Annotated in this window: 15 protein-coding genes; 11 read left to right on the forward strand and 4 right to left on the reverse strand. The window is 58.1% G+C overall.

What is annotated here, in order from left to right:
• Nucleotides 1-7: 7 nt before the first annotated feature.
• Entirely contained in the window at nucleotides 8-493 is a 486-nt protein-coding gene (locus tag IEV00_RS07780; protein WP_188359778.1) for a hypothetical protein, read from the reverse strand.
• 39 nt (nucleotides 494-532) lie between these two features.
• Nucleotides 533-1,126, reverse strand: a complete 594-nt coding sequence (locus IEV00_RS07785; protein ID WP_188359779.1) for a Panacea domain-containing protein — start codon at nucleotides 1,124-1,126, stop codon at nucleotides 533-535.
• Nucleotides 1,127-1,334: 208 nt separating this feature from the next.
• Here IEV00_RS07785 and IEV00_RS07790 point away from each other — a divergent pair, with 208 nt between their 5' ends.
• The 11 genes from IEV00_RS07790 to IEV00_RS07840 all read left to right on the forward strand — a co-directional run bounded on the left by IEV00_RS07790 (nucleotide 1,335) and on the right by IEV00_RS07840 (nucleotide 12,399).
• On the forward strand, nucleotides 1,335-2,273 hold the full coding sequence (locus IEV00_RS07790; RefSeq protein WP_188359780.1) for a TrmH family RNA methyltransferase: 939 nt from the start codon (nucleotides 1,335-1,337) through the stop codon (nucleotides 2,271-2,273).
• Nucleotide 2,274: 1 nt separating this feature from the next.
• Nucleotides 2,275-2,718 carry a (deoxy)nucleoside triphosphate pyrophosphohydrolase gene (locus tag IEV00_RS07795; RefSeq protein WP_188359781.1) on the forward strand — a complete coding sequence of 148 codons (444 nt, stop codon included), beginning with the start codon at nucleotides 2,275-2,277 and terminating at the stop codon, nucleotides 2,716-2,718.
• 116 nt (nucleotides 2,719-2,834) lie between these two features.
• Nucleotides 2,835-3,701, forward strand: a complete 867-nt coding sequence (gene efeU, locus IEV00_RS07800; protein WP_229723136.1) for an iron uptake transporter permease EfeU — start codon at nucleotides 2,835-2,837, stop codon at nucleotides 3,699-3,701.
• Between the two features lie 24 nt (nucleotides 3,702-3,725).
• Nucleotides 3,726-4,904, forward strand: a complete 1,179-nt coding sequence (gene efeO / locus IEV00_RS07805; RefSeq protein WP_188359782.1) for an iron uptake system protein EfeO — start codon at nucleotides 3,726-3,728, stop codon at nucleotides 4,902-4,904.
• Between the two features lie 2 nt (nucleotides 4,905-4,906).
• Nucleotides 4,907-6,190 (forward strand): iron uptake transporter deferrochelatase/peroxidase subunit, encoded by a 1,284-nt coding sequence (gene efeB, locus IEV00_RS07810; protein WP_188359783.1) that lies wholly within the window; start codon nucleotides 4,907-4,909, stop codon nucleotides 6,188-6,190.
• Nucleotides 6,191-6,316: 126 nt separating this feature from the next.
• The gene (locus IEV00_RS07815; protein WP_188359784.1) at nucleotides 6,317-6,850 is read left to right on the forward strand and encodes a hypothetical protein; all 534 of its coding nucleotides are present in this window, start codon (nucleotides 6,317-6,319) and stop codon (nucleotides 6,848-6,850) included.
• 43 nt (nucleotides 6,851-6,893) lie between these two features.
• A complete protein-coding gene (locus tag IEV00_RS07820; protein ID WP_188359785.1) occupies nucleotides 6,894-7,469 on the forward strand; it encodes a hypothetical protein in 576 nt (191 codons plus the stop codon).
• Between the two features lie 93 nt (nucleotides 7,470-7,562).
• Nucleotides 7,563-7,796 carry a hypothetical protein gene (locus IEV00_RS07825; RefSeq protein ID WP_188359786.1) on the forward strand — a complete coding sequence of 78 codons (234 nt, stop codon included), beginning with the start codon at nucleotides 7,563-7,565 and terminating at the stop codon, nucleotides 7,794-7,796.
• Between the two features lie 136 nt (nucleotides 7,797-7,932).
• The gene (gene pheS / locus IEV00_RS07830) at nucleotides 7,933-9,060 is read left to right on the forward strand and encodes a phenylalanine--tRNA ligase subunit alpha (protein ID WP_188359787.1); all 1,128 of its coding nucleotides are present in this window, start codon (nucleotides 7,933-7,935) and stop codon (nucleotides 9,058-9,060) included.
• A gap of 2 nt (nucleotides 9,061-9,062) precedes the next feature.
• The gene (gene pheT / locus IEV00_RS07835) at nucleotides 9,063-11,615 is read left to right on the forward strand and encodes a phenylalanine--tRNA ligase subunit beta (RefSeq protein WP_188359788.1); all 2,553 of its coding nucleotides are present in this window, start codon (nucleotides 9,063-9,065) and stop codon (nucleotides 11,613-11,615) included.
• Between the two features lie 130 nt (nucleotides 11,616-11,745).
• Nucleotides 11,746-12,399: a hypothetical protein gene (locus tag IEV00_RS07840; RefSeq protein ID WP_188359789.1), complete on the forward strand. Its 654-nt coding sequence runs from the start codon at nucleotides 11,746-11,748 to the stop codon at nucleotides 12,397-12,399.
• Nucleotides 12,400-12,407: 8 nt separating this feature from the next.
• On the opposite strand, the gene dld is transcribed toward IEV00_RS07840, so the two are convergent.
• Nucleotides 12,408-14,126 carry a D-lactate dehydrogenase gene (dld, locus tag IEV00_RS07845; RefSeq protein ID WP_188359790.1) on the reverse strand — a complete coding sequence of 573 codons (1,719 nt, stop codon included), beginning with the start codon at nucleotides 14,124-14,126 and terminating at the stop codon, nucleotides 12,408-12,410.
• Nucleotides 14,127-14,169: 43 nt separating this feature from the next.
• Nucleotides 14,170-15,159: a quinone oxidoreductase family protein gene (locus tag IEV00_RS07850; protein ID WP_188359791.1), complete on the reverse strand. Its 990-nt coding sequence runs from the start codon at nucleotides 15,157-15,159 to the stop codon at nucleotides 14,170-14,172.
• Nucleotides 15,160-15,218 lie beyond the last annotated feature (59 nt).

Below are 15,218 nucleotides of genomic sequence, written 5' to 3' on the forward strand. Positions count from 1 at the left end.
TCTCGGGCTAGTTCTCATCAAGAAGGTCTTTAGCTTTTCTCTTTGCTCTCTCGCTGACCTGGGGGCTAGCAACCACAGCCCTTAAAATCTGAAACAAGAATCTCAGGTTGCTCTCGTCCAGATAACTTGGGCTGACCATCTCAAATTCTCCCCTCTTCAAATCTTCAAGCGATAAAGAATGAACCGCATTGCAGTTCACCATCGTCTCACGAGGGAAGTACGGGGTCTGACCACCAGGAATAACCACATAGGTGTCTTCCGGGCGAACACCAGGAAATGCCTCTAAAGTTCTATGAATATTCGCCTTCCAACGTGACACCTTAGAACTACCATTTACCACGTAGTACAACTGCTGGCGTTTCTCATCAACACCTACAACAATGAAATGATGGCCCACCTCGCGGTTGGCAGGAAAGGGCTTTTCGCCACGGAACTTAAAGACGGCGCCTACACGAACAGACAACGCCCATAAATTAAGATTCTTCTCAAGCACAGCAAGCTCCCACTAAACGACTACTTACGCGGTTGCTAGCTAAGAATGATCTAAAACAAAAATATCGTGGGCAGCTTCTAGAGTCTGTTCATCCTGTGCAAAAAAAGAGTCGCTCTCAGGGTTCAAAAAGAAATCCTCAAGAGACATTGCCCGGCGGCTCTTAGGCTGAAGCTCGAAAAAACTTTCAAACTTCGACCACTCCGGGTACTGATGGGTAATCGAATTCGCCAAATAGAAGGGGTCAAAGCCCTTAAAAGTCTCCCACGACTTCTGAATCATCATCTTCTCAGAGGGCGACAACAAATCGTCACCGCATGAAGACTTCAGCGAAACCTCATGATTCGTGAAGTCAATAAATTCTTCAACAAACTGACGCTGATCCGGGGAAAGCAACGAATACCCGGTGCCAGATTCACGAATAACATCAAGCCCCTCAGAAGCCACAGGGCCATTCTTCATCGCAACATAGGTATCGCCAGTAACAGTCCGGCCAAACTGACGCAGATGAAAACGGTCAGCAGCCCACACAAGCTTCATCAACTTTAAATGATTCACAGAAGACAAACCCTCATTGTGGGCATGACAAAGGAACTGCTCAAAAATCTGAACATACTTTTCAAGATCAGTTTTCAAGATAACTCCTTACCATCAACCTGATAGCTGGGCGACGTTGACCAGAAAGGGCGCGAAAAATACAGATTTCGTGTCTACTACCTTACCAAGCACAGCTAACTCTGTCTGTGTCCCCGCACCCACATTTCTCACAAGAGTAAACCCAGCCCACCGCGTCCTTCCCCACAATCTGACTGGCCAGCAAACTAGCCGTGAGACAATAGACCCTATGAACTTCAAAGAACGCCTCAGCACCCCCGTCGTCATGGAAAACCCCCAGGCAGACCGCGTCAAAGACATCGCCAAACTTGCCACCCGGGCAGCCCGCACCAAGACCGGGCACTTCCTGGTCGAGGGGCCGCAGGCCGTCCGCGAAGCCCTCAAAGCCCACCAGACCAAGCCCCTGCTCGATGCCGTCTACATCACCGAGCGCGCCTTCGACCGTCACCCCGACATCGTTGACCTGCTCGAAGACGTCCACGGCACCCCCACCCCCGAGCCCGGCCGCAAGGTCTTCATGCGCATGGTGACCGAGCCCGTCCTCGCCGCCATGGCCGAATCCGTCAGCCCCCAGGGCATCATCGCTGTTGCCTTCCAGAATGACATTGCCCCCTCCGACATCTGGGGCGAGGGCGCCATCAACCCCAAGCTCATCGCCGTCCTTGCCCGCGTTCAGGACCCCGGCAACGCCGGCACCATCCTGCGCGCCGCCGACGCCGCCGGTGCCTCGCTGGTGATTACCACCAAGGGCTCGGTAGATTTGTACAATCCCAAGACCGTCCGCTCTACCGCCGGCTCTATCTTTCACGTGCCTATTCTGCAGGGTATTGAGCTGGAGGAGTTTGCCGAAGATGCCAAGGCGCAGGGTATTGGCGTTCTAGCGGCAGACGGCTACGGTAACGTGAATCTTGATGACCTGGTGGACGCCGCCGCGGCAGCTCGCCTGGGCGTTGAGGCTTCCGAGCGCCCCGCCTACGATTTAGCTCGACCCACCATGTGGCTCTTTGGAAATGAGGCCCAGGGACTGACGCGGGCTGAGAAGGCGGTGGCTAACGCTAAGGTATCGGTGCCGGTTCACGGTTCAGCAGAATCTTTGAATGTTTCAACCGCGGCGGCTGTGTGTCTTTATTCATCGGCGCGGGCTATTTTTTCAGCGAAGGAGAAATAAAATGAGCGATTATCCTACAGTGCACAGCAAGTATTCGGTACAGGTAGTAGGCGGAGCTATCGTTGATTCCCTGGAGAAGCCCACCAAGCTTCTGGTGGGGCAGCGCTCTGCACCCGAGGAATTCGCCGGTCGCTGGGAGTTCCCCGGTGGCAAGGTGGAAGAAGTTGAGTCGGCCCACGATGCCCTGGTGCGGGAGCTGCACGAAGAGCTGGGTGTTGCGGTGCGTCTGGGTTCTGAGATTGCCGGACCCCACGACCAGGGCTGGGAGCTGAACGAGAAAGCTGCTATGCGGGTTTTCTTTGCCGAAATTGTTGACGGCGAGCCTGAGGCTTTGCAGGATCACGCTCAGGTGCGCTGGGTGAAGCTGGACCGCGACATTCTTGAGCTTGACTGGATTGATGCAGATGAACCCATTGTTCGGGAACTGCTGAATATTGCTCTCTAGCTTGAAAGCACAATCAAGTGGGCACCATCGGGTGCCCACTTTTTCTATACAGGGAGCGTAATATAGTAAGCGATTTCTACAGAGGGGTATATATTAACAGGGTTAGGTCTGCCTAAATGGCAGCTCAGGCTATCCTTGAGGAAGCTAAAACTGTGATTGCTAATCTGTTGATAGGTCTGCGCGAAGGCCTCGAGGCCGCCCTGGTGGTGGGAATCCTTATCGCCTATGTGCGCAAAACCAACCGCACCCATTTGCTCCCTAAAATTTGGGCCGGTATCGCCTGCGCCGTCATTATTTCTCTAGCCTTTGGCGCCTTTCTTACCTTTGGGCCTAACGGGCTAACCTTTGAGGCGCAGGAGGCAATCGGCGGTGGCCTATCAATCATCGCCGTGGGTTTCGTGACCTGGATGATTTTCTGGATGGCAGCTAACTCCCGTAGCCTCTCTAAGGACTTGAGCTCCCGCCTCGACACCGTTCAAGAAAGCACCTGGGGCGTGGTTCTTCTTGCTGCTCTCTCGGTCGGTAGGGAGGGCCTTGAGACCGCCCTCTTTATCTGGGCAGCTTCCCAGGCAGCCGGCAGCGGTTCCCATGCCCTTCTTGGTGCCCTGACCGGTATTCTCATTGCCATTGTGCTCGCCTGGTTGCTGATGCGGGGAGCGCTAAAGCTCAACCTCTCAAAGTTCTTTACCTGGACGGGCGCTTTCCTGATTTTTGTTGCCGCCGGTGTACTGGCCTACGGCGTGCACGACCTGCAAGAAGCCGCTATTCTGCCCGGTCTCAATTCACTTGCTTTCGACGTCTCGGAAACTATCCCGCCGTCGTCCTTTATCGGAACGCTGCTGAAGGGGGTCTTCAATTTCTCCCCGGCAACCACCTGGCTCGAAGCCCTGGTGTGGCTACTCTACGTGGCCATTGTGCTGACCTTCTTTATTCGTTCCTACCGGGTGCGCAACCGCCGCAGCGTAGCGGTAGCCACTGCCTAATTCAGTCTCTAAGGAAAATACTTGATGAAAAAGAACCTCTGGGCTGCCTCGGCCCTGCTCTCCGTCGCGGCGATTTCCCTGACCGCCTGCACTCCCAATGACCAGTCTTCGGGTAGTGAGGACGGCAAGATTGCTGTTTCATCTACCGCTGATACCTGTGATGTGTCCACCACCGAAACCAAGGCGGGAACCACCACCTTCACCGTGACCAATGACGGTAGCGAGGTCACCGAATTCTACGTGCTGGCAGAAGATGGGATCCGCATTATCTCCGAGGTTGAAAATATCGGCCCCGGTATTTCCCGCGATTTGACCGTGGAGCTGGCGGAGGGAAACTACAAGACCTCCTGCAAGCCGGGCATGGTGGGCGACGGCATTGTCGGTGACTTTACCGTTACCGCCAACCCCGATGCCCAGCCGGTCTCAGACGATGAGCAGGCGCTACGGGATACCGCGATTTCTCAGTACACCTCCTACGTCAAAGACCAGGTGGAGCAACTCAAGACCAAGACCGATGCCTTCGCCGATGCCTATGCTTCCGGCGACGACGAGACCGCCCGCAGTATGTACGCCGATGCCCGCCTGCACTATGAGCGGATTGAGCCGGTCGCCGAATCCTTTGGCGACCTTGACCCCAAACTGGACTCCCGCGAGGCAGACCTTGAAGAGGGCCAGGACTGGACAGGCTGGCACGCCATTGAAAAGGACCTCTGGCAACCGAGTGCAGCTGCCAACGGCGGTGAAGACTACCAGCCGCTGAGCCCCTCCGAGCGTCAGAAGATGGCTGAGACGCTCAAGGAAGATACCCAGTCCCTCTACGACCAAACCCGTGAGCTGGACCTAACAGTAGACCAGATTGCCAACGGCTCCAAGTCGCTACTGGATGAGGTCACCGCCTCCAAGGTTACCGGCGAAGAGGAGATTTGGTCTCACACCGACCTCTCGGACTTCCAGGGAAATGTGGACGGCGCTCGCGTGGCCTTTGAGGACCTGCGGCCCATCGTGGAGTCCAAGGACGCTGACCTTGCCACCGAGATTGACGAGAAGTTCACCGACGTTCAGAACCTGCTAGATCAGCATAAGCAGGGTGAGGGCTTCAAGAATTACCAGGATCTCTCCGAAGACCAGGTGAGGGAACTCTCCGACTCCATCGATGCGCTCAGCGAGCCCCTGAGCCAGCTGACCGGCGTGGTTGTGGGCTAGTCATGGCAGAGAAGAAGCAAACCGGCCCCAAGACCGGCCTGAGCCGTCGCGCCGCCCTGGGCTCAGCGGCGTCCCTGGTTGCGGTGGCAGGAGCCGCCAGCGCCGGCTACGCCTGGGGCGCCCACAGTGAAGAGGGCGAGCAGCAAAACGCCAGCGACTCCTACGACTTTCACGGCGACCACCAGACCGGTATCGAGACCCCGGCCCAGGACCGCATGCACTTCGCCTCGCTCAATGTGAAGGTCAAAGACCGTGATGAGCTTCAGGAACTCTTCGAAGACTGGACGACGGCGGCGCGGCAGCTCATGGCCGGCCAGCCGGTGGGTCGCGAGAAGCCCTACCAGGCACCGCCAGACGACACCGGCGAGGCAATGGATCTCTCGGCGGCCCACCTGACCCTGACCTTCGGGCTGGGGCGCTCGCTCTTTGTCGATGCTGACGGCAATGATCGGCTCGGGCTAAAGGATAAGATGCCGCCTGCCCTGATTGAGATTCCCAAGATGAGCGGGGACATGCTGGAGGAAAACCGCAGCGGGGGAGACCTCTGCATTCAGGCCTGTGCCGATGACCCGCAGGTAGCGGTGCACGCGGTGAGAAACCTGGTGCGCATTGCCCGCGGCCGGGCAGTGATTGCCTGGAGCCAGTTGGGCTTTGGCCGCACGTCATCCACCTCGACCTCCCAAGTGACCCCGCGCAACCTCTTCGGTTTTAAAGACGGCACCGCCAACCTGAAAACCGAGGACCCTGAGCTTCTGGACCAGCACGTGTGGGCGTCGTCCTCAAATTCAGAGGGCAGCCCCGACTGGATGACCGGCGGCAGCTACTGCGCTACCCGCCGTATTGCCATGATGATTGAGCCCTGGGACAGGGCGCCCCTGCAGGAGCAGGAGGAGATTGTGGGCCGCACCAAGAAAGAGGGGGCGCCCCTGTCTGGTGGCGGCGAATTTGATGAGCCGGATTTCTCCATGCAGGGTAAAACGGGGCCGATTATTCCCGCCGACTCGCACGTGAGGCTCATGCACCCCGACCAAAATAAGGGGGTGCAGATGCTGCGCCGCGGCTATAACTACACCGACGGTACCGACGGTCTGGGGCACCTGGATGCCGGTCTCTTCTTCATTGCCTACGTCTGCGACCCCCGCACCCACTTTGTGCCGCTGTTACAGACCATGATGAAATCTGACGCTATGAGCGAGTACCTGCGCCACACAGGCAGCGCCCTCTTTGCGGTGCCGCCCGGAGTGAAAGACGAGAATGACTTTCTCGCTTCGGGACTCTTCGCCTGATATATAACCGCCAGGGGCACTGTTCGGCCAAAAAATTTAGCGATTTTGGGCCAAAGAGTGCCCCTGAACGTCTTAAACCTGAAAGAATGCTGGGTGACCCCCTTAATATCAACCGAGGAGCTATCAATGTCGATTCCTTCCTACAACCCCGACCACGGTGACAACTATTCTCAGGTTCCCAACGACACCCAGGCGATTTCGATGGGCCAGCAGCTTCAGAAAAACCTGAAGAACCATCCCTCTATCAAGAAGCTACACGGGGTGATGTGGGCGTCTGCGGCAGCCTATACACTCAGCTACGTGGCCAATATGTTCACTGACCAGGACGTCACAGCCGACCTTGATGCTCAGACGAACGGCCTCTTTACCGCCTCTACCGTTATTGTCAGCATCATCCTGATTGTGGTGGGCCTGGGCCTTTACTTCCTGGTCTACTCCCTCATTAATAAGGGCAGCAACGCCGGCCGAATTACCGGTACCGTTTTTGCAGCCCTGTCGGTGGCCTTTGGCCTCTTTGGAGCCCTGGGACTCTTCATGGGAGATGTGATTGAGCCTCTGCTCAGCCTCATTTGGGGCGTGCTGGGTATCGTGTGGCTGGTCTTTGCCTGGAAGAAAGATGTGACCGCGGCTCTGACTCCCCGCTACCCCTCCATGCACTAAACTGGTAAGCAATACTCCAAATTAGCGACCAGAGGAGACAGCAATGGCCAAGAAGCAGGAACTGCTAGAGAAAAGCGGCTATGGAACCAGCACCGGCTACGGTGCCTACAACACCTACGGCGGTGAAAGCTACGAGGCTCACCAGCAGGAGAAGGCCCACCCTTTTGCCACCTCCGCTGGCTATGCCTACAGCCCCGAGCAGCTCAAGCCCAATCAGGCTATTCAAAAGTCTCAGGTGGTGCTGGCCGCTTCTGCCCTCTTCTTTCTTCTGGCGCTGGCGCTGAGCTTTACCGCCAACGTGCAAACCGCCCAGGAGTTTGGCCACTTTGAGCCCGGCGCTGCGGTCTCGGCCGGAATCTGCTCGGGTCTGGTGGCCCTGCTTCTCTACGGCACGGTGGGCTACCTGATGGGCAAGCGCTCCAACACTGGCCGCATGATCGGGATGGTTTTTGCCCTGGTGGGAATCATCATGGGTATTGTTAGCGCCATTGTCTGCCTGGTGAATGGCGGTACTCTTTTGCTGATTGCTGCCGTCTGCTACCTGCTGGTGGTTCTTTTGAACGTCGTGTGGCTGGTGCAGACTAATAAGCCGGCCCTTTACAACGGTCTGCGTAAGTAGGTCGCAGAGGGTTTAGGTTATATCTAGGACGCCGCCGCCCCACCGGAACCCGCGAGGTTCAGTGGGGCGGCGGCGTCCTGATAGGTTAAAAGCATGAGCGAAAACCAGCAGGCTATTCCCAGCGAACTTGAGCAGCAGATTCAGATGGTGACCAACCATGCCATCAACTCGGTGGTGGAGAAGGCGCAGGGCAAAGACAAGAAGCAGATTTTTGAAGAGCTGAAGACGGCCCTGAATAAGGTGGGCGTGCAGCCGGCCGATGAGTCAGTGAGAAAGCTGGCGCGCCAGATCTGGCGAGACCTGAACCCGGATAAGCTGAAGAAGTAAGAGCTTCTCAGAACCTCACACCCGTAAAAATCGCGTTGAACCCGGTGAGCCACTAGACTGGTGGGTGACTATCAAGGGGTTTACTGTGCCCGCGGCGCGGTGCCCGCACGAGACGACGTCAAGAGATGAGTAATCCATGAGCGAATCTTTGCCTGAAGAAGCAAAGGCTCCAGAATCGTACAGAGTTCTGGCGAACATTAAAGACATTCTTGAGGCCGACCCCGCCGGTGGCCTGGAGACCGTAAAGAAGGCATTTGCTGATGAATTTGACCGTGCTCAGAAGGCGATTGAGCAGGAGTCAGATGATTTTGATCAGCTGAAGGCTACCCGCCTGGCATTCCTGGGGGATAAGGGTGCTTTTACCCTGGCCAACAAGCAGATGAAGTCTTTGAGCAAGGAGCACAAGGCTGAGGTCGGCAAGCTCATGGGCCAGGCCCGCGGTCGCCTGACCAAGGCTCTGGAGGCGAAGAACGCTCAGCTTGAAGAGGAGCGCGATACACGAATTCTCATTGAAGAGGCGGTAGATGTTACTGCTGCCTCTCCTCGCCGTGGCCTGGGCGGCCGTCACCCGCTGAATATTTTGCAGGATAAGCTCACCGATATTTTTGTGGGCATGGGTTGGGAAGTTGCCGACGGCCCCGAGGTTGAATCGGAGTGGTTCAACTTTGACTCGCTGAACTTCAAGCCTGACCACCCGGCGCGTGAGCTGCAGGATACTTTCTTCGTTGAACCTGCTAGCGCCCACCTGCTGATGCGTACCCACACCTCGCCGGTGCAGATGCGCTCGCTGCTTTCTCGTGAGCTGCCGGTGTACGTGGTCTGCCCCGGCCAGGTCTACCGTACCGATGAGCTTGATGCTACCCATACCCCGGTCTTCCACCAGATTGAGGGCCTGGCGGTGGATAAGAACCTGACCATGGCTGATTTGAAGGGCACCCTGGAGCACATGGCGCGCGAGATGTTTGGCCCCGAGGCTAAGATTCGCCTGCGTCCCAACTACTTCCCCTTCACCGAGCCCTCTGCCGAGCTGGACCTCTGGCACCCCGGTGCCAAGGGTGGCCCCGCCTGGATTGAGTGGGGTGGCTGCGGCATGGTCAACCCCAATGTGTTGCGGGCAGCCGGTATCGACCCCGAAGTTTACTCGGGTTTCGCCTTTGGTATGGGCCTGGAACGCACCCTCATGTTCCGTAACGGTGTAGCAGACATGCACGACATGATTGAGGGCGATATCCGCTTCAGCCAGCAGTTCGGAATGGAGATCTAAGAATGCGTATCCCACTTTCTTGGTTGCGTGAATACGCACCGGTACCGGCAGACGCGACTGCCGAAGATGTGATGGCCACCCTGGTGAAGGTTGGCCTGGAAGAAGAAGATGTTCACCGCCCCACCGACGAGCTCTCGGGCCCCATTGTGGTGGGCCAGGTGCTGACCCGTGAAGAGGAGACCCACTCCAACGGCAAGACCGTGAACTGGTGCTCGGTGCGGGTTGTACCCGAGGGCCAGAAGCAGACCCTAACCGGTAAGGGTATTGAAGAGGATGGCGTGCAGGGAATTATCTGCGGCGCCCACAACTTCGAGGTGGGCGACAAGGTGGTAGTGACCCTACCCGGCGCCGTCCTGCCCGGTAACTTCCAGATTTCTGCGCGCAAGACCTACGGCCATAAGTCAGCGGGTATGCTGGCTTCTGCCAAGGAGCTGGGCCTGGGCGATGACCACAACGGCATTATTGTGCTCTCTGACCTGGGGCTTGACCCTGAGATTGGCACCGATGCCCTGGAGGTGCTGGGTCTCTACGACGAGGCTGCGGAAGTCAACGTAACCCCCGATCGTGGTTACGCTTTCTCTCTTCGCGGTATTGCCCGCGAGTACTGCCACGCCACCGGCACCGACTTTGACGACTTTGTGCTGAAGCTGGCAGAGCGCACCCCGGCGGCTAATAACTCTGGTCTCTCGGTGGAGCTGACCGACGATGCCCCCATTCACGGCAAGCCCGGTGCCACCCGCTTTGTGGTGCGCTCGGTCTCCGGCGTGAACTCTGCGGCACCGACCCCGGTGTGGATGGCATCCCGCCTGCGCCTGGCAGGGCTCCGCTCGATCTCCCTGCCGGTGGACATTTCTAACTACGTGATGCTGGAAACCGGCCAGCCCCTGCACTTCTACGATGCCGATAAGCTGGACGGCGGCCTGACGGTTCGCCGCGCACAGGCGGGGGAGAAGCTGACCACCCTGGACGAGAAGGAGCGCAGCCTTCACGTTGAAGATCTGCTGATCTGCGATAACTCGGGTCCTATCGGCCTGGCCGGCGTAATGGGCGGTGCCTCCACCGAGTGCTCGACCGAAACTAGCCGGGTGATGATTGAGGCCGCCCGCTTCGACGAGGTATCGGTTGCCCGCACCTCCCGCCGTCATAAGCTCTCATCCGATGCCTCCAAGCGGTTTGAGCGCGGCGTCGACCCCCAGCTTCAGGCAGCGGCCGCCCAGCGCGCGGTAGACCTGCTGGTGGAGCTGGGCGGCGGTTCCGCTGATGAGGGCGTGACCGACGTCAATAACACCGTGGCAGCCGAGCCAATTGAGCTCCCTGCTGGCTACACCGCCGGCCGAATCGGCGTGGACTACAGCGAAGAGCAGATTGTCTCCCTGCTTGAGGCAATTGGCGCCACCGTTGAAACCGGCTCCGAGGGATTCACCGTCACCGCGCCGTCCTGGCGAACTGACCTAGCCAACAAGGAAGACCTGACCGAAGAGGTCGCGCGTCTCGACGGCTACGATAAGATTCCCTCCACTCTGCCTGTGGCGCCTCCCGGCCGCGGCTATACCGCCGAGCAGGTGGCTCGCCGGGCAGCCCTGAATGCTCTGGCTGCGGCGGGAATGACAGAGGTCTTTGCCTACCCCTTTGTTTCCGAAGAAGACAATAACCTCTGGGCAGCAGCGACCGAGGGCGAGAAGCTGGCTTCGGTTAAGCTGACCAACCCCATCTCTGAGGCGGAGGGCTGGTTGCGCCGCTCCCTGCTGCCCGGTCTGGTGGGCGTTCTCAAGCGTAACCTCTCCCGCGGTTTTAAGAACCTAGCTATCTATGAGCAGGGTCATGTCTTTATTCCCGGCAAGCAGCTGGGTTCTAAGGAAATCCCCGGCCTGGGTGTTCGCCCCTCAGACGAGGTTCTGGCCGATCTCAACGCCGGTATTCCAGACCAGCCCCGCCTGATTGCGGGTCTGTTTGCGGGCAAGGAACACGAGGATATGCCCGGGGCTACCGCCCGCGCCTACGACTGGCGTGATGCGCTGGACGCCTCCCGTCTGGTGGCAGATTCTACCGGCATTGACCTGGGTGTTGCCCAGGGCCAGCACCAGGCCTTCCACCCCGGTCGCACCGCTGCCCTGCTGGCAAGCGATGGCACCGTGATCGGTTATGCCGGTGAACTGCATCCCAAGCTGCTGAAGAGCCTGGATCTGCCCGAGCGCACCTGTGCTTTCGAGCTGAACTTCACCGCCCTGCTGGAAGACGCAAGCGGCCCTGTTGGGGCCTACGGTATCTACGGCTACCCCGCCACCAACCAGGACGTCGCGCTGATTGTGGACGCCGCCGTTCCGGCTTCTGAGATTGCCGACGCTCTGGCGGAGGGCGCGGGGGAGCTTTTGGAAGACATTCGGGTCTTTGACGACTACCGGGGCACCGGTATCGAAGAGGGCAAGAAGTCTGTGGCCTTTGCCCTGCGCTTCCGCGCCAATGACCGCACCCTGACCGCCGAAGAAGCCTCTGAGTCGCGTGAGGCAGCAGTTGCCCTAGCCGCAGAGCGGTTCGGCGCTGTCATGCGCGGCTAAGTATAAGATCTGAGGTTTCCTCAATCTTCCCCGGTTTCGGGGAGAAAAGATTTAGATAGAGCGCGTAGAATGATGACCCTACGCGCTCTATCTGTATCGAAAGACTAACCACCAACTTTGGGAGAGAACAGTGACTCAGGATTCAAGCCGGGAACCCAACGATGAGTTCTTTGAACTCGTTGACGAAGACGAAGAGCTGAACGAGCCCTCTGATTCTCGCTCCCGCTGGCTCTCTGCTGGCCTGGTTTTGCTCTCTGTTCTTCTGGCGATTCTGCTCTGCGTGCTCGGTATTCGGGCGCTCAACGGCGCACGCGAAGACGAGGGTTTTGAAGATAAGACCTGGGTGATGAGCGGTCGCTTTGTTGATCTCACTCCTGACCTTCAGACCAAGTCCAACGTTGCTAAGTATTCGGGGTCTCTGCCCGCCGACCAGGCACTGAACGGGGTTACCTTCAAGTCGGATTTGGCCGATGCCAAGCAGGTCAACGGTGGCCAGATGGTGGAATTCCGCGGTTCTCAAACCGGTGAGACTCGCAACGATTTCCCCCAGGAGGTTGATGCCCTGCTGGCAGAAACCGGCGATCAGCAGGTTGAGGTGGTACGCACCGGTGAGCCCGGTTCAATCAACGAGGTCACCAGCGCCTCTGTACGCAATGCCAAGATTGGCGGCTGGGCCTCTCTGCTGGGTGCCGTGGTGGTTTTTGCTGCCGGTGTAACGGGCGCTGTGATGCTCAACCGCCGAGCTCGCAACGCCCACTACGATGACTTCGATTTCGAAGACTAACTAACCGACTAGGCCCAATTCTTTCGGGGAGAAGTGCCACCGATACCGGCGTTGAAGGTGTTGGTGGGGTCTAGCTCCTTGAAGTGATCCACCATCTCCTCCGGCATACGGTAGAGGCGACCGTAGTTGTGCTCAGCCGGGAGCTTGGCGCCGCGAGCCTCGAGAAGCTCCTGGATGTCATCGTGTAGCTTGTGTGGGTCCACGCCCTTCTTCGCCACGTAGTCCTGGTGCATCACATGGCAGAAGAAATGACCGTAGTAGGCAGCCACATCTAGCTGGTCCGCAATCTCAGCGGGCAGGGTCTCAAGCCAGTCCCAATCATCACGTCGCAGGGCAACGTCGATGGGAATGAGTTCGCCCAGTTTTTTGCGCTTGATACCTGCGTAGCGGGTGGCAGCACTGGCTGCACCAAAGCGGTTGAGGTTGGCGCTCTTCTCTTCATCAGCGGTGCAGACGAAGAAATCCCCCAGATTCTTCTCGCTGGCAAAGAACTCCTGGAGTAGGGCCTTACTCTGATCTCGCTGCTCGGCGCTGACCGTCAGAATGAGGTGGTGCTCGAAGCGGTTGCGGTAGTCCATAAGACGCTGGGGAATCTGAGCGGGTACCCGGTCAAAGATAAACTGCGACACCGTATCTGCAAAGGTGGGGCCAATACCCGGTACTTTGCTAAAGACTCCGTTCGCCCAGGTCTTGAAAGCAAACATGCGGGTTTGGACGCCGGGGCTGAGGTACTTGAGGAAGACGAAGGTGTCCTTGCCGTACTTCTCCGCCAGATCAAAAGCGCTGCGCCCCATATATTCAGCGGCGATGGGTAGCGGCATATCGGCGCTCAAGAAGCGACGGCGAATCTCTTCTAGCGCGCGGGGTGTGTGGGTTCCGATATAGAAAGTGGTGGGGTTCTTCTCCAGCGGGAAGGTACGGGTTCGCACCGCAAAAACCATGATTTTGCCTGCTGAGCCCGATGCTTCAAAGAGGTACTTGGGGTTGGAATTAAAACGGGCCGGGCTAGGCTCAATCTGGCGCAGGTGCTCGGCGTACTCGGTCTCCCGGCTGTCTTCTGGAGGGGCAGTGACATCGGCAGGTGACCAATCACCGCGTTGCAGGCGGTCAAGGGCCACCTCGGGATCATCACCCAAGGAGATACCCAGATGGTTGACGAGCTCGAGCGAACCTTCCTCGTTCACCCGGGCATAAATTGCCTCGCGGGTGAAAGCCGGCCCCTTACGAATCTGGCTGCCGCCAGAATTATTGGAGATACCACCGATCACGGATGCGCCAATGGAGGTCGAACCAATTACAGAATGCGGTTCACGCTGGTGCGGTGTGAGCGCATCGGTGAGCTGGATGAGCGTAGTACCGGCTAGGGAGATAGCTTCCTGCGCGTTGTTAATCAGGTGTACCTGATTAATGAGGTGGGTTGAAATCAGAACAATCGGGCGGTCGTAGTCCTGAAAGCCTGGGCCCGAACCACCGGTCAGGCCGGTGTTTGAGGCCTGGGGAATCACTATAAAATCGTGGGAAAGGCAGACCTGCAGAGCCTTCCATACTTCTACCAGGCTGGTGGGGCGTAGTACCGCAAAGAGTGCGCCGCCGCCAAAACGATAGCCCTTGCTAAAAGGGCGGGTAGCGTGTTCTGCGTGCAGTACCTTGTCTGCGCCCATGATGTCTTTAAACTCATGGAGAGCCTCCTGCTGGGAGGCGGTGAGGGTGGGCTGGGAAGAAGGCATATTCTTTCTCTCTATCGTGTTTTCAGAGGTTTGCAACCGGGAATTAGGGCACCAGGATTACCTTACCGCGGGTCTTGCGGTCCTCGAGGTAGGCGTGGGCTTCGGCGGCCTTCTCGAGCGGGAACTTCTGGTCGATAGTGACCTTGAGATCTCCCGCTAGAACCGACTTGAAGAGTTCTTCGAGGCGCCAGGTAAGTTCTTCTTCGGTGGCGATATAGGCCCAGAGGGAGGGGCGGGTGACGTAGAGGGAGCCCAGTTTATTGAGGGTTTGCAGGTCAAAGGGCGGTACCTGGCCTGAGGCTCCGCCAAAGAGCACCGCCATGCCCCGGCGCTTGAGGGTTTTCAGGGAAGAATCAAAAGTTGCCAGGCCCACTGAGTCGTAGACGACGTCAACCCCTTCTCCGCCGGTAATTTCTCGAACCTCGGTCTCAAAGTTTTCGTAGCGGAGCACGTGGTCGGCACCGTGGGCGCGGGCGATTGCTTCTTTTTCATCGGTGGAGACAGTCGTGATGACGGTGGCTCCAACAGCCTTCATGAGCTGAATGGCCAGCCCGCCGACTCCACCGGCACCGGCGTGGAAGAGCACGGTGTGTTCGGGCTTGACCTCAAAGGTGGAGCGGGTCAGATAGTGGGCTGTCATACCCTGCAGGGGCAGAGCTGCCGCCACCTCGTCTGAGATGCCGTCGGGAACGGCCACAGCCTGCTGGGCGTCTACCAGAAAATATTCCTGGTAGGTGGACTGGGCGGCTGCTGTAGCTAGCCGGTCGCCGACCTTAAATTTTGTGACGCCGCTGCCGACTGCCACCACGGTTCCGGCGGCTTCATCGCCGGGAGTGTAGGGCAGGTCCATGGGGTAGACCCCGCTGCGCTGGTAGGTTTCGATAAAGTTCACGCCGGAGGCTGCGGTTTTGACCAAAACCTGGTTCTCGCCCGGCTGCTCTACGGGAGCCTCGGCGATTTTGAGGACGTCGGGGGCGCCGGTTTCGTGCACGAGGATTGCTTGCTGGTGGGTGGGAATGTTCTGTGTAGTCATGGTTTAAACTCTACTCTTTCACGCTCTTTTTGTGCGCCGTATTACTTGAAGATGCCCGT

Source organism: Rothia aerolata (assembly GCF_014635585.1).
Lineage (GTDB): Bacteria > Actinomycetota > Actinomycetes > Actinomycetales > Micrococcaceae > Rothia > Rothia aerolata.

Coding starts and splice junctions, on each gene's coding strand:
- IEV00_RS07790 (WP_188359780.1), top strand. CDS start 1,335: ATGAACTTCAAAGAACGCCTCAGCACCCCCGTCGTCATGGAAAACCCC.
- IEV00_RS07795 (WP_188359781.1), top strand. CDS start 2,275: ATGAGCGATTATCCTACAGTGCACAGCAAGTATTCGGTACAGGTAGTA.
- efeU (WP_229723136.1), top strand. CDS start 2,835: ATGGCAGCTCAGGCTATCCTTGAGGAAGCTAAAACTGTGATTGCTAAT.
- efeO (WP_188359782.1), top strand. CDS start 3,726: ATGAAAAAGAACCTCTGGGCTGCCTCGGCCCTGCTCTCCGTCGCGGCG.
- efeB (WP_188359783.1), top strand. CDS start 4,907: ATGGCAGAGAAGAAGCAAACCGGCCCCAAGACCGGCCTGAGCCGTCGC.
- IEV00_RS07815 (WP_188359784.1), top strand. CDS start 6,317: ATGTCGATTCCTTCCTACAACCCCGACCACGGTGACAACTATTCTCAG.
- IEV00_RS07820 (WP_188359785.1), top strand. CDS start 6,894: ATGGCCAAGAAGCAGGAACTGCTAGAGAAAAGCGGCTATGGAACCAGC.
- IEV00_RS07825 (WP_188359786.1), top strand. CDS start 7,563: ATGAGCGAAAACCAGCAGGCTATTCCCAGCGAACTTGAGCAGCAGATT.
- pheS (WP_188359787.1), top strand. CDS start 7,933: ATGAGCGAATCTTTGCCTGAAGAAGCAAAGGCTCCAGAATCGTACAGA.
- pheT (WP_188359788.1), top strand. CDS start 9,063: ATGCGTATCCCACTTTCTTGGTTGCGTGAATACGCACCGGTACCGGCA.
- dld (WP_188359790.1), bottom strand. CDS start 14,126: ATGCCTTCTTCCCAGCCCACCCTCACCGCCTCCCAGCAGGAGGCTCTC.
- IEV00_RS07850 (WP_188359791.1), bottom strand. CDS start 15,159: ATGACTACACAGAACATTCCCACCCACCAGCAAGCAATCCTCGTGCAC.